This is a genomic window from Arthrobacter sp. TmtSoilC77 (assembly GCF_059739415.1).
On the sequence record NZ_AP046050.1, the window covers coordinates 2,671,402 to 2,690,617 of the forward strand.

17 protein-coding genes are annotated in these 19,216 nt (G+C 61.3%); 6 read left to right on the forward strand and 11 right to left on the reverse strand.

What is annotated here, in order from left to right; genetic code table 11:
- Together AC6I99_RS12275 and AC6I99_RS12280 are read left to right on the forward strand one after the other, a co-directional pair.
- Entirely contained in the window at positions 1 to 1,008 is a 1,008-nt protein-coding gene (locus tag AC6I99_RS12275) for an alpha/beta hydrolase (protein WP_224164443.1), read from the forward strand.
- Complete coding sequence (locus AC6I99_RS12280; protein WP_497961021.1) at positions 1,005 to 2,078, forward strand: alpha/beta hydrolase; 1,074 nt, start codon at positions 1,005 to 1,007, stop codon at positions 2,076 to 2,078. Before AC6I99_RS12275 ends, AC6I99_RS12280 begins: the two co-directional genes overlap by 4 nt.
- Positions 2,079 to 2,091: 13 nt before the next feature.
- Here the strand turns inward: AC6I99_RS12280 and AC6I99_RS12285 are convergent, their stop codons facing one another.
- The 3 genes from AC6I99_RS12285 to leuA form a co-directional block, all read right to left on the reverse strand.
- Positions 2,092 to 2,916: an isoprenyl transferase gene (locus AC6I99_RS12285; protein WP_224090459.1), complete on the reverse strand. Its 825-nt coding sequence runs from the start codon at positions 2,914 to 2,916 to the stop codon at positions 2,092 to 2,094.
- 2 nt (positions 2,917 to 2,918) lie between these two features.
- Complete coding sequence (gene recO, locus AC6I99_RS12290; RefSeq protein WP_224090460.1) at positions 2,919 to 3,674, reverse strand: DNA repair protein RecO; 756 nt, start codon at positions 3,672 to 3,674, stop codon at positions 2,919 to 2,921.
- 86 nt (positions 3,675 to 3,760) lie between these two features.
- Entirely contained in the window at positions 3,761 to 5,500 is a 1,740-nt protein-coding gene (gene leuA / locus AC6I99_RS12295; protein ID WP_497961022.1) for a 2-isopropylmalate synthase, read from the reverse strand.
- A gap of 251 nt (positions 5,501 to 5,751) precedes the next feature.
- On the opposite strand from leuA, the gene AC6I99_RS12300 reads away from it, so the two are divergent.
- Positions 5,752 to 7,704, forward strand: a complete 1,953-nt coding sequence (locus tag AC6I99_RS12300; RefSeq protein WP_224090462.1) for a M13 family metallopeptidase — start codon at positions 5,752 to 5,754, stop codon at positions 7,702 to 7,704.
- 126 nt (positions 7,705 to 7,830) lie between these two features.
- On the opposite strand, the gene AC6I99_RS12305 is transcribed toward AC6I99_RS12300, so the two are convergent.
- The 5 genes from AC6I99_RS12305 to AC6I99_RS12325 form a co-directional block, all read right to left on the reverse strand.
- Positions 7,831 to 9,402, reverse strand: coding sequence for an LCP family protein (locus AC6I99_RS12305; protein ID WP_497961023.1), 1,572 nt, complete (start codon positions 9,400 to 9,402; stop codon positions 7,831 to 7,833).
- A gap of 104 nt (positions 9,403 to 9,506) precedes the next feature.
- A complete protein-coding gene (gene era, locus AC6I99_RS12310) occupies positions 9,507 to 10,469 on the reverse strand; it encodes a GTPase Era (RefSeq protein ID WP_224164447.1) in 963 nt (320 codons plus the stop codon).
- Positions 10,453 to 11,784 carry a hemolysin family protein gene (locus tag AC6I99_RS12315; RefSeq protein ID WP_224090471.1) on the reverse strand — a complete coding sequence of 444 codons (1,332 nt, stop codon included), beginning with the start codon at positions 11,782 to 11,784 and terminating at the stop codon, positions 10,453 to 10,455. The genes era and AC6I99_RS12315 overlap by 17 nt, the downstream gene beginning before the upstream one ends.
- Positions 11,781 to 12,254: an rRNA maturation RNase YbeY gene (gene ybeY / locus AC6I99_RS12320; RefSeq protein WP_224090475.1), complete on the reverse strand. Its 474-nt coding sequence runs from the start codon at positions 12,252 to 12,254 to the stop codon at positions 11,781 to 11,783. Before ybeY ends, AC6I99_RS12315 begins: the two co-directional genes overlap by 4 nt.
- Positions 12,251 to 13,336, reverse strand: coding sequence for a PhoH family protein (locus AC6I99_RS12325; protein WP_224090480.1), 1,086 nt, complete (start codon positions 13,334 to 13,336; stop codon positions 12,251 to 12,253). Before AC6I99_RS12325 ends, ybeY begins: the two co-directional genes overlap by 4 nt.
- Positions 13,337 to 13,758: 422 nt before the next feature.
- On the opposite strand from AC6I99_RS12325, the gene AC6I99_RS12330 reads away from it, so the two are divergent.
- On the forward strand, positions 13,759 to 14,631 hold the full coding sequence (locus AC6I99_RS12330; RefSeq protein WP_224167532.1) for a GerMN domain-containing protein: 873 nt from the start codon (positions 13,759 to 13,761) through the stop codon (positions 14,629 to 14,631).
- A 43-nt stretch (positions 14,632 to 14,674) separates the two neighbouring features.
- On the opposite strand, the gene AC6I99_RS12335 is transcribed toward AC6I99_RS12330, so the two are convergent.
- Genes AC6I99_RS12335 through hrcA form a run of 3 tightly spaced genes read right to left on the reverse strand, consistent with a single transcriptional unit; the run spans position 14,675 to position 17,636 of the window.
- Positions 14,675 to 15,448: a 16S rRNA (uracil(1498)-N(3))-methyltransferase gene (locus AC6I99_RS12335; RefSeq protein ID WP_224164449.1), complete on the reverse strand. Its 774-nt coding sequence runs from the start codon at positions 15,446 to 15,448 to the stop codon at positions 14,675 to 14,677.
- Between the two features lie 2 nt (positions 15,449 to 15,450).
- Positions 15,451 to 16,578, reverse strand: coding sequence for a molecular chaperone DnaJ (dnaJ, locus tag AC6I99_RS12340; protein ID WP_216925593.1), 1,128 nt, complete (start codon positions 16,576 to 16,578; stop codon positions 15,451 to 15,453).
- 50 nt (positions 16,579 to 16,628) lie between these two features.
- Complete coding sequence (hrcA, locus tag AC6I99_RS12345) at positions 16,629 to 17,636, reverse strand: heat-inducible transcriptional repressor HrcA (protein ID WP_224164450.1); 1,008 nt, start codon at positions 17,634 to 17,636, stop codon at positions 16,629 to 16,631.
- Between the two features lie 178 nt (positions 17,637 to 17,814).
- Here hrcA and AC6I99_RS12350 point away from each other — a divergent pair, with 178 nt between their 5' ends.
- Positions 17,815 to 18,666: a DUF3097 domain-containing protein gene (locus tag AC6I99_RS12350; RefSeq protein ID WP_497961958.1), complete on the forward strand. Its 852-nt coding sequence runs from the start codon at positions 17,815 to 17,817 to the stop codon at positions 18,664 to 18,666.
- 136 nt (positions 18,667 to 18,802) lie between these two features.
- On the forward strand, positions 18,803 to 19,216 hold the full coding sequence (locus tag AC6I99_RS12355; protein WP_159699313.1) for a DUF4870 domain-containing protein: 414 nt from the start codon (positions 18,803 to 18,805) through the stop codon (positions 19,214 to 19,216).

Genomic DNA, 19,216 nt, shown 5'->3' on the forward strand with positions numbered 1-19,216 from the left:
ATGGATTGGTCGACCGACATACTGGGAATGGACTTCCAGTCATGCGCCTTGGACGTCGAAGGACCTGACGGCGTGGTGCGCCGTGCAACCCTGGTCCGTCACCGGCCGGAGTCGACCACCCAGGAGGGCCAGGCCACGCACGGCGCGTTGCTGTTCCTGCATGGCTGGAGCGACTACTTCTTCAATGTGGAACTTGCCAGGTTTTGGGCAGGGCACGGGTACGAATTCTATGCATTGGACATGCATAACCATGGAAGGAGCCTGACTTCAGGTTCGCCGGGCGGGTACGTGGCCAATCTTGGGGACTACGACGCCGAAATCAGCCGTGCCCTCGAGGTCATCCACAGCGACAGCACGGGACCTCTCAGAAATGGTGTTGCCCTGATGGGCCATTCCACCGGGGGCCTCATCGCAGCACTGTGGACGAGCAAGCACCCAGGCCGGGTGCAGCACCTGATCCTCAACAGCCCTTGGCTTGAAATGCATGGCAGCTCACTTGTCAGGCGCGCCGCCCAAGCAATGGTGGGACCCATTGCCAGGGTCCGGCCCGAGATGGTCTTAAGGCTGCCGGAGCGTGGATTCTACTTCCGCAGCATCAGCAATACCGCGGAAGGCGAATGGCCGCTGGATGAAAAGTACCGGCCACCCCTGGCCTTTCCCGTCAGGGCCGGTTGGCTGAGCGCCGTCCTGGCCGGCCACTCACAGGTTGCACGCGGCCTGGACCTGGACATCCCGGTGCTGGTTCTGACATCGACAGCCAGCGCCAACGGAATGGTGTGGCAGGAGTCCATGCGGCGTTCGGATGCTGTATTGGACGTCGGCATCATCGCACTGCGTGCCATGGCCTTGGGTCGCAGTGTGACTCTGGAAAGAGTGGATGGCGGGCTGCATGATGTCTTCCTGTCCGCACCAAACGTCCGGGCAGATGCCTACGCGAGGCTTTCACGATGGATTCGCGGGTACATGGAGAGTGACTTGCCGCAGGTACGGCAGGAGGGGGACGCATGACCACCACCGAAGAATCGGTACATCTTTGGCAACCGGACATCCTGGGCACCGGATACGAACGACTGGAACTCCCCCTGTCTCCTGACGAGGAGGGCCCCGTCAAAGCAACACTCGTCAGGCATGCCCCGCCCGTCACAGCCGTAGCCCCTCATGGCATCCTTGATTTCTTCTCCACCTTCACGCAACGCAGGCGTCGTGCGGCGTCCATGGATCCCACGGGGGCACCGCGGGTGGTCCTATACCTGCACGGCTGGGCTGACTACTTCCTCCAGACCGAACTCGCCGAGTACCTGACGGCGTCCGGCTTTCATTTCTACGCGCTGGACCTTCGGAAATTTGGGCGCAGCCTGCTACCTGGTCAGACTCCCGGATACACAACCGATCTGGCCGTCTACGACGAAGAGATCGAAGCAGCCTTGCTGGAGATCGAACGGGACGTTGTGGCCAGGACCAACAGTCCAGCGTCGCCAACCATCCATATGCTTGCGCACTCCCTGGGAGGTCTGATTGCTTCTCTGTGGGCGGACCGCCATCCAGGCAGGATCGGGACACTTGTCCTGAACTCGCCATGGCTGGAGCTCCAAGGCAGCAGCCTGATTCGCAGCATCGCCATGCATGTGGTGGAGCCGTTCGCGCGGACCGACCCCAAGCGTCCGTTCAGGTTCCCTGAAATGCCTGCCTACTGGGAGAGCGTCAGCAACCAGGCCCACGGCGAGTGGCCGCTGGATCCCGCCTGGCGTCCGCGCGGCTCATTCCCCATCCGCGCTGGCTGGACGAAGGCAGTGCTTGCCGGCCACAAAGCGGTAGAGCGCAAACTCAATATCGATGCCCCGGTGCTGGTCCTTTTATCGGGCCGGACCCGGATACAGGCCGAATGGACGTCGGACCTCATGAGGGCCGACGCCGTGATCGACGTCGAGGAGACATCCCGGCGCGCGCTGGGCCTGGGCAGGCGAACAGCTGTGTTCCGCTACCCAGGGGCCCTGCACGACATCTTCTTGTCGCGGAGGACCATCCGCCAACAGGCGTACCGTGATGTGTCGGTCTGGCTTTCGTCCTACCCGTATTAAAGTAGCGGGCCCGCTACTTTCCGGCTGGGGCTGCGTCAACTGCCCCGCCGTAGCGGCGGTCCCGCTTGGCGTAAATCTCGACGGCGTCCCAGAGCGTGCGCCTGTCTACGTCCGGCCACAACGTGTCCATAAAGACGAATTCGGCGTATGCGGACTGCCACAGCAGGAAGTTTGACAGCCTCTGCTCCCCGGAACTGCGCAGGAAGAGATCTACGTCGGGGAGGTCGGGCTCGTCCAGGTACTTCTGGATGGTCTTTTCCGTCACCGATCCTGGCTTAAGGCGCCCGGCGGCAACGTCCTCAGCTATGGCAGAGACGGCGTCGGCGATTTCTGCCCGGCCACCGTAATTAACACACATGGTCAACGTGCAGGTGTCATTGGCCTTGGTAAATTCCTCGGCCTCTTCAAGCTCACGGATCACCGAGCCCCAGAGCCTGGGGCGTCGACCGGCCCACCGGATCCGGACTCCCCATTCATCGAGCTGATTGCGTTGGCGACGTAGCACATCCTTGTTAAATCCCATCAGGAAGCGGACTTCCTCCGGGGATCGCCGCCAATTCTCCGTGGAAAACGCGTACACGCTGACGTACTTGATGCCTAGCTCAATGGCTCCGGCCATAACGTCCAGCAGTGCCGGCTCGCCGGCCTTGTGCCCCTCGATTCGCGGCAGTCCCCGCTGGTTGGCCCAACGTCCATTGCCATCCATGACAATCGCTACATGCTGCGGAATAAGTTCACTTGGAATGTTGGGCGGAACGGCACCTGAAGGATGTCCGTAAGGGGCCACTACGGGCGAAGTCCGCGCCGGGGTTGTCTTGCTTTTCTTTCCAAGTGCCACAGTCAGCTTCGCTCCACGTGTTTGAGTGATTTCAAGGCGCGTTCCAAATGCCATTGCAGGTAACTGGCCACCAGTCCGGCGGCTTCGCGTCGATGCCTCGGGTCCGAGGCGTCAGCTACGCCCCAATCCCCGGTCAGGAGGGCTCCGAGCAACACCACGGTTTCCGGCGCCGGAGCCGGTGAGCCAGGCGGGCGGCAATCGCCACACACCATACCCCCGAGTGGCGCGGCAAAGGCCGTGTGCAGTCCGGGCTTGCCGCACCGGGCGCAATCAGTAAAGCTCGGCGCCCATCCGCCTGTGGCCAATGCGCGCAAGAGATAGGAGTCCAGAATAAGTTCGGGGGCATGGTCCGAGCGGCTGAGCGCCGCCAAGGCACCTACCAAGAGGTTGTACTGGGCCGTGCCGGATTCGGCGTCCGCGTCCGTAAGCTTCTCGGCCGTCTCTGTCATGGCAGCAGCTACAGTGAAGCGGCCATAGTCCGCCGCAATGCTGCTTCCATAGGCGCCTTTGGCAACAGCCTGGGTGACGATATCCAGGGTTCGGCCAGAGATGAGCTGCAAGTCGGCCACCATGAACGGCTCCAGCCGGGCGCCGAAACGGCTGGTGGTCCGCCGCACACCTTTTGCGACCGCACGTACCTGCCCGTGATGCTTGGTCAGCAGGGTGATAATCCGATCTGCCTCGCCCAACTTATGGGTGCGGAGCACAACGGCATCGTCCCGGTAGGACCGCGCTGCAAATGAGGAGGGATTGGCCACAACTAATCTTCGCACTAAGCCACTGGCCTGGAAGGACCACAAGGCCGTGTGGTGACGGTATTTCCCGTCACCACACGGTCTTGGCGTTAGGCCTGGGCGTCCCGAACTGCCCGGTTTACAGCCGAGATCAGCGCCTTCAGCGAGGACGTCGTGGTGCTGGGATCAATTCCCACGCCCCAGAGGACGCGTTCGCCCACCGCGCATTCAACATAAGCAGCCGCACTTGCGCTGCCGCCCTCTGACAATGCGTGTTCGCTGTAGTCGAGCACTCGGACATCAACGCCGTCGTGGTGCAGGATGTCCAGGAGCGCGGCGATTGGACCATTCCCGTGGCCGGTCCTGCGCACCTCTACGCCATCAATCCGCAGGTTTGCGTTCATGGTCATAGCGCCGGACTCATCCGTTTCAGTGCTTACGCTGCCCAGGGAGTAACGGCCCCACTGGGCTTGTTCCTCATCGGAGGGCAGGTATTCGTCCTGGAAGATCTGCCAGAGCTGCGCCCCGCTGACCTCGCCACCAACAGCATCTGTGCGGCGCTGGATGACGCCGGAGAATTCAATCTGGGCGCGCCGCGGCAGATCGAGATTGTGCTCGTTCTTCAGCAGGTAGGCGACGCCGCCCTTGCCGGACTGAGAGTTGACCCTGATGACAGCTTCATAGCTTCGGCCCAGGTCCTTGGGGTCGATAGGCAGGTACGGAACCTGCCAGGTGAACTCGTCCACGGGCACCCCTGCCGCAGCCGCATCCTTCTCGAGTGCTTCGAAGCCCTTCTTGATGGCGTCCTGGTGCGAACCGGAAAAGGCTGTGAAGACGAGGTCGCCACCGTACGGCGAACGTTCGGGAACGGGCAACTGGTTGCAGTACTCGACCGTGCGGCGGATCTCGTCGATGTCGGAGAAATTGATCATGGGGTCCACGCCCTGGACAAACATGTTCAGGCCCAGGGTGACGAGGTCAACGTTTCCTGTGCGCTCACCATTGCCGAACAGGCAGCCCTCAATGCGGTCTGCTCCAGCCAGGTAGCCGAGTTCCGCGGCAGCAACGCCGGTACCGCGATCGTTGTGCGGGTGCAGTGAAATGATGATGCCGTCACGGGGATGCAGATTGCGGTGCATCCACTCAATGGAGTCGGCATAGACGTTGGGGGTTGCCATCTCCACCGTGGCCGGCAGGTTGATAATGACCTGCTTGTCCGCTGACGCTTCAAACACATCTGCGATTGCATTGCAGACCCGGGCTGCATACTCCAGCTCGGTTCCCGTGAACGACTCCGGAGAGTACTCGTAGGTGATGTGGGTATCGGTCAGCGTCTCTTCGTACTTTTTGCACAGCCGGGCACCCTGCAAGGCGATATCGAGGATGCCGTCCTCGTCCTGGTTGAAGACAACCCGGCGCTGCAGCACAGAAGTGGAGTTGTACAGGTGCACGATCGCCTGCTTGGCACCCACCAAGGACTCATATGTCCGTTCAATCAGGTGTTCACGCGCCTGGGTGAGGACCTGGATAGTGACGTCGTCCGGTATATGGCCGCCTTCGATCAGCTGCCGAACGAAATCAAAGTCGGTCTGGGAAGCGGAGGGGAACCCAACCTCGATCTCCTTGAATCCCATGTTGACCAGCAGCTGGAACATCTTCAGCTTGCGCGCCGGGCTCATGGGATCGATCAGTGCCTGGTTACCATCGCGCAGGTCCACTGCACACCAGCGCGGGGCCTTGGTGATGACTTTGTCCGGCCAGGTACGATCCGGAACTTCGACAGTGATCTGGTCCTGGAACGGCAGGTAACGGTGAATCGGCATACCGGAGGGCTTTTGTGCATTACGCATGTCGTGTGGCCTTTTCTCTAAGATCTAAATGAAAGCTTAGCCGGGCACAACGAAACTCCGCGGCGAGGGTGGCCCAGCTTTTCAGATAGCTTTCAGGCCTCGCCGCGGCAGCTAAGAAGAAGCATTCCCGCACGCACAAGTTCACAGTAACACGATGCGTATGATGACATTGCAACACCTCATGCAACGTCCACTATGCAGACGCAGCGACGGTGGCAACGCCGGCTGCAGCGTCCATTCAAGGAGCCACAGTGCCACAGTCGGGGATCACTCTTTCCAACATCGATCACAGCGTCCGGCCGCAGGACGACCTCTACCAGCACGTCAACGGTGCGTGGCTGAACAGCACGACGATCCCTGACGACCGCCCGCTGGAAGGCACCTTCACGGCTTTGCGTGACGAGGCAGAACTGGCCGTCAAGGCGATCATCGAGGAAGCCGCCAACAAGGGAGCATCGGCCTCCGGCATCGAACAGAAGGTCGGCGGACTTTACGCGAGCTTCATGGATGAGGCCGCGGCAGAAGCGAAGGGACTCGAGCCCTTGCGGGAGCGACTGGAGGAAGTCCGGTCAGTGGGTTCCGCAGAGGAATTTGCGGCGTTGCTGGGCCGGCTGTTCCGGTGCGACGTTTCCGGCTTGTTTTCCATCTACCCGGCACCCGACGCCGGAAACCCGGAGCGGATTCTTCTGTACATCGGACAAGGCGGCCTCGGCCTCCCGGACGAGTCCTACTACCGCGATGAAAAGTTTGCCCCGATTGTGGCAGCCTACGGTGAATACGTCGCCAAGTTGCTCGGCCTCGCCGGCGTTGCTGACGCAGAAGGCGCTGCTGGTCGCATCGTTGCCTTGGAAAAGGCCCTCGCATCCCACCACTGGGACAACGTCACGCTTCGGGATCCCCAAAAGACATACAACCTGAAAACGGCCGAAGAAGCAGCGAAGCTGTTCCCGCTATTGAATACCTGGTTTGAGGCCGGCCGCGTCGATGCCGGCAAACGCGGCGAAATCGTAGTCAGCACGCCGGACTTCTTTGCCGGCGCGGCCGCGCTTCTCGAATCGGAACCCCTTGCCGTCTGGAAGGAATGGCTGACCCTAAGGGTGCTGAACTCAGCGGCGCCCTACCTCTCCTCGGAGTTCGTGGACACGAACTTCGACTTCTACGGGACCACCCTCAGTGGCACCCCACAGAACAAGGAGCGCTGGAAGCGCGGCGTTGCCGTCGTCGAAGCAGCACTTGGCGAGGCGGTGGGCCAAATCTACGTGGAGCGGCATTTCCCCGGCGGACACAAGGCCAGGATGCAAACCCTCGTGGCCAATCTGATCGAGGCCTACCGGGACAGCATTTCTTCCCTTGAGTGGATGGGTGAGGACACAAAGGCCGAAGCCCTGAAGAAGCTGGACGCGTTCCGCCCCAAGATTGGTTTCCCTGAAAAATGGATCGATTACTCCGCCGTTGAGATCGACGCCAACGACCTCTTGGGCAACGTTGAGCGGGCCCACGACGCCGACGTCGATCGACACCTGGACGAGATCGGCAAGCCGGTGGATCTGGACAAGTGGCTCATGACCCCTCAGACCGTGAACGCCTACTATCACCCAATGCTGAACGAAATCGTGTTTCCCGCCGCCATCCTGCAGCCGCCCTTCTTCACGGCAGAAGCAGACGACGCCGTGAACTATGGCGGGATTGGCGCGGTGATCGGACATGAGATCGGCCATGGATTCGATGACCAGGGATCCCAATTCGACGGAAGCGGAGCCCTCCGCAATTGGTGGACCGAAGAGGACAGGACGGCCTTCGAAGCCCGCACGGCAAAGTTGGTTGCCCAATTCGATGCGCTATCCCCCTACGCAGCACCTGAGCACAAGGTCAACGGCAAACTGACGCTGGGTGAGAACATCGGTGACTTGGGCGGCCTCACCATTGCTTACAAGGCCTACCTGATCAGCCTCGATGGTGCCGAGCCTGAGGTCCTGGATGGTTTCACAGGCCAGCAGCGGTTCTTCATGTCCTGGGCTGCCGGCTGGCGCCAGGTGATCCGTAGCGAGGAAGCGATCCGCAGGCTTGCTACCGATCCACACTCCCCCAACGAGTTCCGCACCAATGCCATTGCCCGGAACCTCGATGCCTTCCACGAAACTTTCCAGGTCAATGACCAAGACCGGATGTGGATGGCACCTGAGGACAGAGTCAGCATCTGGTAAAGCCACTACGACGAATGGCCGGCCCCTGGATGACCCGGGGTCCGGCCATTAGTCTTTGGCCCTGTTCTATGCTGCGCGGCTACCCTGCCGCCGAGTACCCTGCGCCGGATTGCCCTGCTGTGACGGCTATTGCGTGATGTAGAGCGGGTTCACCTGTTGGCAGACTGCTTCTTTGGCTGTCTGGTTGACAACATCGGGCGGGACCGAGGCCGCTCCATAGGCGGTCCCCGTTGCAAAGTCGGTGCCCACGTAGAGCTGCACGCCCGAGACTCCCCGGGCTTGCTGAACCTGTGCCGCAGGGATGCCGAACAGCGTGGCAACGTCCGTCGCAACGTCAGCGAAGTCCGGACCGTAGTAAACCACAGTCTTCTCCACTGGGTTTGCCAAATATGACACCGACTGTGTAAATCCATTGCCGGTCAACGTTGCCAGGATTTCCTGTGCTCTGGTCCCAACTCCGCTGCCGTTGGCGACTGCCACGGGCTGGATGGCTTTGTTGTACGCCGGGACTGTCGGGGCAGCAGTGGTTGGAGCCGCCGAAGGTGTTCCTTCCGCAGGCGCTGTTGGAGTCGGACTGGACGTCGCACCGGGATTCGTCAGGTCCAGATCTGCGCGAAGGGCCGCGAAAAGCTGTGATGCCTGGGGCTCCACGAGCTCCAACCGGTTGGGGTCCAACGTGGCAGGCTGCGTGGGTACCGCGACAAATGCGACCTTGGAGACATCTATGTCCTTCAGCCTGCCACCGATCGTCAACAGCGATGGCACAGATGCCAACCCGTCATCAACGGTGAGGTTTTGCGTGACGACGTCAGCGATCTGCAGGAGCCTTTGCGGGTTGCCCAGCGTGCCGTCCGCCTTGAGCTTACGTGTCAGCGATGAAAGAAATGCCTGCTGGCCCTTGATTCGGCCCAGGTCGCCACCATCTCCAAAGGCATGCCGGGTTCGCAGGAACGCCAGCGCCTGCTCGCCTTCGACCTGGGAATTGCCCTTCGCCAAACGAAGACCTGAGTCCGGATCAAAGACGGGATCACTGACACAAACATCCACTCCGCCGACGGCTTTGGAGAGTTCCTTCACCGCGTTGAAGTCGGCCATCATGAAGTGGTCAATTTCCAGGCCGGTGAGCTTATTGATGGTGTCCACCGCGCAGCCGATCCCGGCTTCTGCCATGGCTTCGTTGATCATCACACCGCTCCGCGCGGGGAACGTCTGGTTGCTGGTGTGGTCCGTGCACTGGGGCACGTCAACCAGGAGGTCACGTGGGAAACTCATGACGCTGACCCGTTTATTGTCCGCGGAAATGTCCAGCAGCATCATGACATCCGAGTGGCCGTAGCCTGTGGAATCGTCCGCGTTGCCGTACTGGGAGTTTTTCCCATCGCGGGTATCCGAGCCGAGGATAAGAATCTGCAGGCGGTCCGATTTGTCATTGACCACGGCATCACTGCTATCGCGTGATTCGGCCGCCGATAGCGGGGCCTTGGTGATGTTGGTCTGTAGTCGGATAAACCAGAAGGCTGCAAAAGCAACGCCGGCAACGAGTGCCACCGACACGAGGCCGGTCACAATCTTCAGCCACAAAGGCAGCCCCTTGGGCGCGTTCATGTGGCGCGGAGTTCCCTCGGGGTCCTCCCCATGGCGTGCCGCATCGGGGGCAGCGGTGCCGGGGCCCAGCGGGCGGGCGTCACGACGTCGCACTATTCGGTTACCTTTCCTCAAACACGTGGATCCCCGCAATCATAGTGGCCGATTCTGGGAAGTTCCTTATCGAGCCCCAGCCACGCCGTTGCCGTGACGCCGGATCAGAAGCCGAGTTTTACCAATTGTTTGGGATCCCGCTGCCAGTCTTTGGCAACCTTGACATGCAAATCGAGGTAGATCCTGGTTCCCAGGAGCGTCTCGATTCCCTTGCGCGCGTTGGTTCCGACTTCCCGCAGCCTGCTGCCACCCTTACCGATGATGATGGCTTTTTGGGAGGGCCGCTCCACGTAAAGGTTCACGCGGACGTCCAGCAAGGGGTTGTCCTCGGTGCGTCCTTCACGGGGCACGATTTCCTCAACGACAACGGCAAGGGAGTGGGGAAGTTCATCCCGGACACCTTCGAGGGCGGCTTCGCGGATGAGTTCAGCGATCATGACGGCCTCGGGCTCGTCGGTCAGCTCACCATCCGGGTAAAGAGGGGGCGATGACGGCATGTGCCCGATAAGGACGTCGGCAACAGTGGATACCTGAAAACCGTCGGCGGCAGAAACGGGAACGATATCCGCCCAGCCCTGGTCTCCGAGGACTTCTCGGCCCAAGGCAGCAACTGCGAGCAGCTGCTCCGTCAGGGCCTGACGGTCCACGAGGTCCGTCTTTGTCACAATGGCAACGATCGGCTTGCGGCCCACGGCAGCCAGCTGGGCTGCGATGTACTTATCGCCAGGACCGATTTTCTCATTTGCCGGCAAGCAGAACCCGATCGCGTCCACCTCGGACAACGTGTCAGCCACGAGGTCGTTGAGCCGCTTTCCCAGAAGAGTGCGGGGCCGGTGGAGGCCCGGGGTATCAACCAGGATCAGTTGTGCATCCTCGCGGTGGACGATGCCACGAATCGTGTGGCGCGTGGTCTGCGGTTTGGCCGATGTAATGGCCACCTTCTGCCCCACCAAGGCATTTGTCAGCGTGGACTTTCCCGCGTTGGGGCGGCCAACAAGGACCGAGAATCCGGCGTGGAAGCCACCGAAATTGTCATCGGCGTCGAATTTCTTACTTTGCTTGCTCACGTGGAACTCCCTGTTGCGTTGTGTCTGCCTCATCGAGAAGGTCTTCAAAGTCAGTGTCTTCCTTTGGCATGGCTGCCGCAATGATGTGGCTGACCCGGTTTCGGCGACCCTCAAGCCTATCTGCCTTTAGCGACACACCGTTCACTTCAACGGAGCTCCCGACGATCGGAACCTGGCCGAGAGCCTTGGCAAGGAGGCCGCCAACGGTGTCCACTTCGTCGTCGTCGAGGTCGATATCGAACAGCTCCCCCAGGTCATCAATGCTCATGCGGGCACTGACACGGTAGGTTCCATCGCCGAGATCCACCGCTTCTTCCGCCGCAGAATCGTACTCGTCAACGATCTCTCCTACGATTTCCTCGATGAGATCCTCCAAAGTCACCAGCCCCGCGGTGCCGCCGTACTCATCGATAACGATGGCCACGTGCGTGGATTCCTTCTGCAGTTCCTTCAAGAGGTCGCTCACGGGCTTGGATTCCGGGACGTACCGAACATCCCGGGCGAGGGAATCGACGTCGTGCGGTTGCAGTCCGGGTTCGCCGCGATGCATCGCCGCGGCAACGTCCTTGAGGTAGAGAATGCCGCGGATCTGGTCAGTGTTCTCACCAATGACCGGTATCCGGGAGTAGCCGGAGCGGAGGAAAAGGGCCATGGCCGCTTCAAGGTCCGAACCGGTCCCAATGCTTACGATGTCCGTGCGCGGAACCATGACCGAGCGAACCAAGGTGTCGCCGAAGTCAAAGACCGAATGAATGAGCTCCGCCTCATTGTCTTCGATCATGTCCGATTCTGCCGCGCGGTCCACGAACTCGCGGAATTCTTCCTCGCTGACAAACGCGTCATCACCGCCGGGGGCGCCGGGGGCGACCGCGCTCCCCAACGCGACAAGCCAGCCGGGAATCGGTCCGAGGATCCAGCAGAGGAACCTGATCAACGGTGCGGTAAACCGGACGATGGGGCCGGAATGCGCGCGTCCCAACTGCCGGGGCGAGACGCCCACCAGAACGAACCCGATGACGGCCATGATGCCAGTCGCCGCCAGGCCGGCGAGCCACACGTTGTCCAGCAAACTGTGCATGACGACAGCGACGGCGACCGCTGCTGCCATCTCGAACCAGACCCGCCAGAACCGCAGGGCACGCATATGGGCGACGGGGTTCTTCAGGATGCTCGCCAAGGCCTTGCCCTTGCTGCGGACTACCGATTGTTCAGCTTCGTGCCGGGGCAGGAAATTGAACGCAGCCTCAGCTGCCGTCAGCAAGGCGACGAAACTGAGGAAAACCAGCGCCATGCCGACAAGGATGAGCGAGGTCACTGCATGGTCTCCATGGGGGCATCCTTGCCCAGGAACTCAGACAGCAACTCACGCTGCAAACCGAACATTTCTTCCTTTTCCTCCGGTTCGGCGTGGTCGAAACCAAGCAGGTGGAGGATGCCATGGGTGGCGAGCAACAGCATTTCGTCCTGGGTGGTGTGTCCGGCGTTCCGCGCCTGCACCTCGGCCACCTGGGGACATATGGCAATGTCTCCAAGCATTCCCTGCGGCGTGGGCTTGTCGGGCGTGCCCGGCGTCAACTCATCCATGGGCACCGAGAGCACATCGGTGGCTCCTGGTTCGTCCATAAGCTCGATGTGCAGCTTCTCCATGGCGGGTTCATCCACCAGGAGGATGGACAGCTCAGCCTGCGGATGGATGTAGAGGCGCTCGAAGATGAACCGGGACAATGTCACCAGTTGGGCTTCGTCCACCTCCACGCCGGATTCGTTGTTGATTTCAATGCTCATTTTCGTTCTCCACGTTTGTGATGTGTGCCGGCAGCCCCATCCGTACGGTGCGCGTCATCCCACCTGCTGTAGGCGGAGACGATGTCTGCAACCAAACGGTGCCGGACGACGTCCGCAGCCTCCAGGATGGAGAAATTGACGTCATCTATCCCGGTGAGGATTTCCCGTACGATCCGTAGACCGGAAGTGGAGCCAAAAGGCAGGTCGATCTGCGTTACGTCGCCTGTAACAACCATCTTGGAACCGAATCCGAGACGGGTCAGGAACATTTTCATTTGTTCAGGAGTGGTGTTCTGGGCCTCGTCCAGGATGATGAAGGCGTCGTTGAGCGTCCGTCCACGCATGTAGGCCAACGGTGCGACTTCGATGGTGCCGGCAGCCATCAGCCGGGGAATGGATTCGGGATCCATCATGTCGTGCAGGGCGTCGTAAAGCGGCCGCAGGTAGGGGTCGATCTTGTCGCTCAGCGTTCCCGGCAGGAAGCCCAGCCGCTCCCCCGCCTCAACAGCGGGCCGGGTCAGGATGATCCGGCTTACTTCCTTGAGTTGCAGGGCCTGCACTGCCTTGGCCATGGCGAGGTAGGTCTTGCCAGTACCTGCCGGGCCAATGCCGAAGATCACTGTGTTCGCATCGATGGCATCCACATAGTTCTTCTGGTTCAGGGTCTTGGGCCGGATGGTTTTGCCACGGCTCGACAGAATGTTGTGGGTAAGGACATCCACGGGATTCTGGACTGACTGTGTCCTCAGGAGGGACACGAGCTGCTGGAGGACATCAGGGGTAACGACGGTTCCCCTGGCAACCAGTCCGCGGACCTCCTCAAGGAGGCGCATGATGCGCGGAATGACCGTGGATGGACCGGACATGGACAATTCATTGCCGCGAACGTGGAAATTGACGTCCGGGAACTGCTCCTCGATGTAGCGCAAGGCTTCGTCATGGCTGCCCAATGAGTGAACCATCTGATCGGAGTTGTCGAACGTGACGATTTCCGTGCGCGTGCCCGGTAAGGTGTGCGGGAACTCGGTGGTGGCTGGGTTCCCGTTTCCGGTCCGCAACCGCCCATTCAGGGATTCACTCATAGTGGTGGCCGTGCGGCCTCTTCTCCTCCGGTCGGAATACAGTTGGTCCATCGTTTCGACAACGGGACTGGCTGAACCGCCAGGCCATATGCCGGAATGCCTTCAATCCTACGCCAGCCCGGAACGACAAGGGCGTACACGCGGGCTTCGTCCACCTTGCACGGGCCGCGGGGGGACGACTTTTTGTCTCAACTCGGCATCAAGCGGGTATCAATCCTGTTTCAGTTGCCGCCAGTGCCCGCAAACCCGGCCAGCCGCCGTCGACGATATGCCAAGCTGGCAGAGCGGGTAGTCAGACTACGCCCGTTCGACGCGTCGGCGACAACCACCGGCCGCAAAGGCAAGGAACCCCAATCGTGCAGTCAGTAAGCCATCAGCCCGGCGGGCGAAAGCGGAAAAAGTCCGCCGTCGCCGCGCCTGCGATGCTTGCTGTCCTTTTGCTGACCGGCTGTATCGCCAACGGTGGACCCACCCAAGCTACCTCCAGCGCGCCGCCCGTCAGCGTCCAGGAAGCTCCGGCCAGCAATGCTCCACTGGAGACCACCCAGGCGTCCACCAAGATCCCGGTTTACTGGATTGGACGGAGCAAGGAAGACGTCTACCTGTACCGCGAATTCAGGGACATCTCCGGCGACGGAAACCCCGTCACCACAGCACTGCGGATCATGATGGCCGAAAAGCCGTTGGACCACGACTTCTTCACTCCCTGGCAGGACCCAGGCAGCCTGGCAACCTCCATTTCGGGCAAGAACGTGATCACGGTTGATATCTCGCGGGACGCCTTCAATTCCAACCTTGATGCAGGTATGGCGCAACGGGCTGTGCAGCAGCTGGTCTACACGGCCACCGCAGCGGCGTCGTCGTCGGGCCTGATCAATTCAGGGCAGCAAATCCAGGTGGTCATTCTGGTCGACGGCCACACGGATTTCATGGCGTTTGGCCAGGTGCGGCTCGGTCAACCAATGGCCAGGGACGCTTCCTTGGTTGCGCCACTGTGGATTATCGACCCGCAGGAGGACACCTCGCTGCCCGCCGGCGCCGTTAAGTTCAATGGCCGCAGCACTGACAGCTCCAAGCCGGTCAGCTGGCAGATTCTCCGGGACAACGGCAGCGGCGAGAAAACCAGCCTGTTGACCGGCCAGACGAAAGCCACCGGCGAGCCGGGACAATTCGGCGTGTTCTCCTTCAGCGCAACCCTGAAACCGGGGAAATACGAATTACGCGTGACCCAGGTTCAGGACTCCGGGCAAGCAGACACATCCACCACGGATACGCGTCTTTTCAGCGTCGGCTAGAGCCAGGGTCCCCAGGGTAGTTTCGCTTGCCAGCCCCCACGGCCTACCAGCGGCCCAGGACGTCGGAGGCGAGTACGACGGCGGCGGGTCCCGCCGTCGATGACCTCAGGACGTGGTGGCCCAAGAGAGCCGTGACCGCCCCGGCGTCGCTGAGGCGCGTCACTTCGCGCGGCGAGATGCCACCTTCCGGCCCCACGATCAAGAGGACTTCACGCGGCGACTCCAGCCCGCCGCCTTCAGCCACGAGCGGCGCTTCAAGGACGGTCCGCAAAGGGTTCTTGGCGTCCTCGTGAAGGATCACAGCCAGGTCTGCGGCAGCAACAGCCTTTGCCAGCGCCGCGGAATCCAGGATGGGACGTACCTCGGGTATCCATGCCCTGCGGGCCTGCTTGGCCGCGGCAGTGACCACGGACTGCCACTTGGCGTGGGCCTTTGCAGCGCGATCCCCCTTCCAGCGGACAATGGATCGCTCGGCCTGCCAAGGGATCACTGCATCAATGCCCAGTTCGGTGGCCGTTTCAATAGCCAACTCGTCGCGGTCACCCTTGGCCAATGCCTGGACAAGCACCAAACGCACATCCGGCTGGTCCTCGAAAATCACACTGGATGCCATGACGGACAAACTTCCAGGGCCGGCCTCTGCCACCGTGCCTGTCAGGCGGGCTCCTGCGCCATCGGCAATGTCCACGGCCTCACCGACGGTGAGGCGCTTCACCGTCACGGCATGCCGGGCTTCCGCACCGTCGATGACGAACAACGCGCCCGGCTCAACACCGTCCAGGGTCCCGGCAGGCGTGAAGAAAACGGGGTTGCTCACCGCTACAGGTTACCGAGCTTGTCCCGCAGCTTGGCGAACATGCCGCCGCTGGCCACGAGTTTGCCTTCGCTGAACTGCTCGCCCCGCAACTTGGCAAGCTGCTGCAGAAGCTCTTCCTGTGCCGGATCCAGCTTGACCGGCGTCTCAACGTGCAGGTGCACCTTGAGATCGCCGCGACCGTAGCCCCTGAGGTGGGTAACGCCCAAACCGCGGAGCGTGATGACCTCGCCGGACTGGGTGCCGGCCTTGACGTCGATCTCCTGGGGCCCGTCAAAAGTTTCCAGGCTCAGTTCCGTACCCAAAGCAGCGGCCGTCATCGGAACGCTCAGTGTTGCGTGCAGATCGTCGCCTTCACGGATATAGGTGGAGTCACTGTTGACGCGGATCTCTACGTAGAGGTCGCCGGCAGGTCCGCCTGCCGGTCCTGCTTCGCCCTGGCCGGAGAGCTGGATCCGCGTACCCGTGGCAACACCGGCAGGTACCTTGATGGTGAGGGACCGGCGGCTACGGATGCGGCCCTGGCCGTTGCACTCATTGCAGGGATCCTTGATGACAGTACCGAAGCCTTCGCAGGAACCACAGGGGGCCGTGGTCATGACCTGGCCCAGGATGGATCGAACGGCCCTCTGGACCTGGCCACTGCCGCCACAAATGTCACAACGCTCCGGGTGGGTGCCCGGCCGGCAGCAGCTGCCATCACACGTGGGGCAAACCACTGCCGTATCAACTTCGAGCTTCTTGTTGACACCGAACACGGCGTCTTTGAGGTCGATGCGGACGCTGATGAGTGCATCCTGGCCCCGACGCACACGGGAGGCTGGTCCAGCGTGTCCGCCGCCACCGCCGAAGAAGGTGTCGAAGATGTCCTGGAAGGCAAAGCCTTGGCCTGAGTAGCCGCCGCCGAAGCCGTTGTCAGTGCCATTCTCGTTGCCGGTGGCATCGTAGACGCGACGCTTCTGGGGGTCGGACAGCACTTCGTAAGCATGCGTCACGGCTTTGAACTGCTCCGCGACATCCTCCCCGGGGTTGACGTCCGGGTGAAGCTTTCGCGCCAACTTGCGGTACGCCTTTTTGATCTCTTCCCCGGTGGCTTCCGGTGAGACTCCCAAAACGTCATAGTGGCTGCTCAAAGTCGGTATCTCTTCCTTGTTGTAAAGCGGTTCTTACCTCGGGGCTGGCGTCAGCCGCCGAGAATGCGGGAAAGGTAGCGGGCCACGGCGCGCACGGCAGCCATGGTGGTGGGATAGTCCATCCGGGTTGGTCCGAGGATTCCGACCTTGGCTCCGGAGCCGTACCCCGTTGCCACGACCGAGGCCTCGGCCAGGCCATCGTAAGGATTCTCGCGTCCGATGCTGACTGTCACGCCGCGGGGATCATCCCCCATATCGGACAACAACCGGAGCATGACAACTTGTTCCTCAAGAGCTTCCAGCACTGGCCCGATACTCAACGGGAAATCCACATTGGAGCGGGCAAGGTTGGCTGTTCCGGCCATGACGATGCGCTCTTCACGGCTGGTGTCGCTCAAAGCCTGGAGACCATGGGCAAGATGCTGCGCGAGTGCGCGAAGGTCCGGCGGGCACAGCGCCACGACGGATGGCAGCACCTGCGGCAGCAGCGCCAGCTGGGTTCCCGCGATACTGCCAAGGAAGCGGGAGCGCAGGGCCATCAGGGCCTCGTTGCTGACATCGGAGCCAGCCTCGATGACCTTCTGGCCAACGCTTCCTGTATCTGCGATGAGCACCACCAGCACCTGCTTGGGCGCCAGGAGGACAAATTCAACGTGACGGACAAGTGCGCGGTTGGAGTGCGGGTACTGTACGACGGCGACCTGGTTGGTCAGTTGCGACAGGAGCCTGACGGTGCGCTCAAGGATGTCATCGAGGTCGTCCGGCCCTTCCAGCAGCGAGTGGATGGCTCGACGCTCCGCGGCGGACAACGGCTTGACCTGCGAGATCCTGTCCACGAACAGCCGATAGCCCTTGTCCGTTGGGATCCGGCCGGCACTGGTGTGCGGCGCCGCGATCAGGCCCTCTTCTTCAAGTACGGCCATGTCGTTTCGGATGGTGGCGCTTGAAACGCCGAGATGGTGCCGCTCCACAAGTGCCTTGGATCCAACCGGCTCACGGGAATGCACATAATCCTCAACAATTGCGCGCAGTACTTCAAGCTTGCGTGGCTCACTCATTGCAACACCTCCTGACGACTGTCCCGGCCTGTGTAGGACCGATAGCTTTTCGGACCAATACTTAGCACTCAACATGCCCAAGTGCTAACAAGTCTAGTATGAGCCAGCACGTTGCTAGCATTGAAACCGCCCGCGGGAGTTATTCCCAGCACAACCAGCACAAAGGGGTATGAAGTCCTTGGCTTTCGATACGTGGGGCCCGCAGGATCTGTCCGCTCCTGCCAAACGCCAGCTCCCCGAGGTAGCCGTCCAGCGCGGGATGGTCCTTGAAGACGTCCAGTCCGGCTGGGTGGGCGAAGTCACCCGCGTGGAGAAATCGGGGGGAATGCACATCGTCTCCCTTGAGGACCGGCGTGGTAAAACCAAGTCCTTCCAGCTCGGATTCGGTTTCCTGCTTGAAGGACAGGCCATCCGCCTCATGCCGCCGGCGGCAAAGGCTCCTGGTTCATCTCTGCAGCCGGGTCGAACGGCATCCGGGTCCGTCAGGGTCCTGGGCCAGCGTGCCCAGGTGGCCAAGGCGAGCCGTATTTGGGTGGAAGGCAAGCACGACGCCGAACTGGTGGAGAAAGTCTGGGGCGATGATCTCCGCATTGAGGGCATCGTCGTAGAGCCGCTGCACGGCGTGGACGACCTCAAGTCAGCGATCGCAGAGTTCTCCCCTGGGCCCGGCCGCAGGCTTGGGATCCTGGTAGACCATCTGGTAGCGGGCTCAAAGGAATCACGCATCGCCGCAGAAGCCATGACGGTGCCCGGAGCCACCGGAAACGTGCTGATCGTCGGCCATCCGTACGTAGACGTCTGGCAAGCGATCCGGCCAAAAGTGTTGGGTATTGAGCGGTGGCCGGACGTTCCACGAGGCACTGACTGGAAGACCGGAATATTGACCGCTTTCGGCTGGCCGCACGAAACCGCCGAAGACATTGGACTCGGCTGGCAGCGCCTGCTTGGTGCGGTCCGCACCTACGCCGATCTGGAAGCCTCGCTGCTGGGAAGGGTGGAGGAAGTCATCGATTTCCTCACCACTGCCTGACGGTCTTGTCCTGAATTTACGTTTCCTGAACGCACTTTTCCCGGGGACGTAACGGGGCGTTGGTCCCGGGATGACCCGGAACCCAGTATTCTGGGACAGCAACACTGCAGCATCTTTACAGCAAAGGGAAGACACCGTGGCAGAGAACGCTCCTGAAGAACCGGGCAGCGCCGCAGGCCAGCCCCAGTACCATGGCGCGCCCGCAAACGCACTCCCACTGACGGCAAGCGAAGACCGCCAGTGGGCCACCCTTGCGCACTTCGGGGGAATTCTGGGATGCCTGCCCTCCCTCCTGATCTATCTGATCTTCCGTGATCGCGGGCCGTTTACGGCGCAGGAATCCAAGGAAGCCCTGAACTTCACGCTCCCTCCGACCATCGCGGCAGTCCTGGCGAATATCCTTGTTCTGCTTCCAGTGGTGGGCAATATCTTTGCAGTCATCGCCACGGGCATCTGGGTAGCACTTACTTGCTTCTCAGTCTCGGCTGGTATTCGTGTCAACCACGGGCAGCCCCACCGCTACAAGCTCAACCTGCGCTGGATTAAGTAG

Coding starts and splice junctions, on each gene's coding strand:
- AC6I99_RS12275 (WP_224164443.1), top strand. CDS start 1: ATGGATTGGTCGACCGACATACTGGGAATGGACTTCCAGTCATGCGCC.
- AC6I99_RS12280 (WP_497961021.1), top strand. CDS start 1,005: ATGACCACCACCGAAGAATCGGTACATCTTTGGCAACCGGACATCCTG.
- leuA (WP_497961022.1), bottom strand. CDS start 5,500: ATGCGTAATGCACAAAAGCCCTCCGGTATGCCGATTCACCGTTACCTG.
- ybeY (WP_224090475.1), bottom strand. CDS start 12,254: ATGAGCATTGAAATCAACAACGAATCCGGCGTGGAGGTGGACGAAGCC.
- AC6I99_RS12325 (WP_224090480.1), bottom strand. CDS start 13,336: ATGAGTGAATCCCTGAATGGGCGGTTGCGGACCGGAAACGGGAACCCA.
- AC6I99_RS12330 (WP_224167532.1), top strand. CDS start 13,759: ATGCTTGCTGTCCTTTTGCTGACCGGCTGTATCGCCAACGGTGGACCC.
- hrcA (WP_224164450.1), bottom strand. CDS start 17,636: ATGAGTGAGCCACGCAAGCTTGAAGTACTGCGCGCAATTGTTGAGGAT.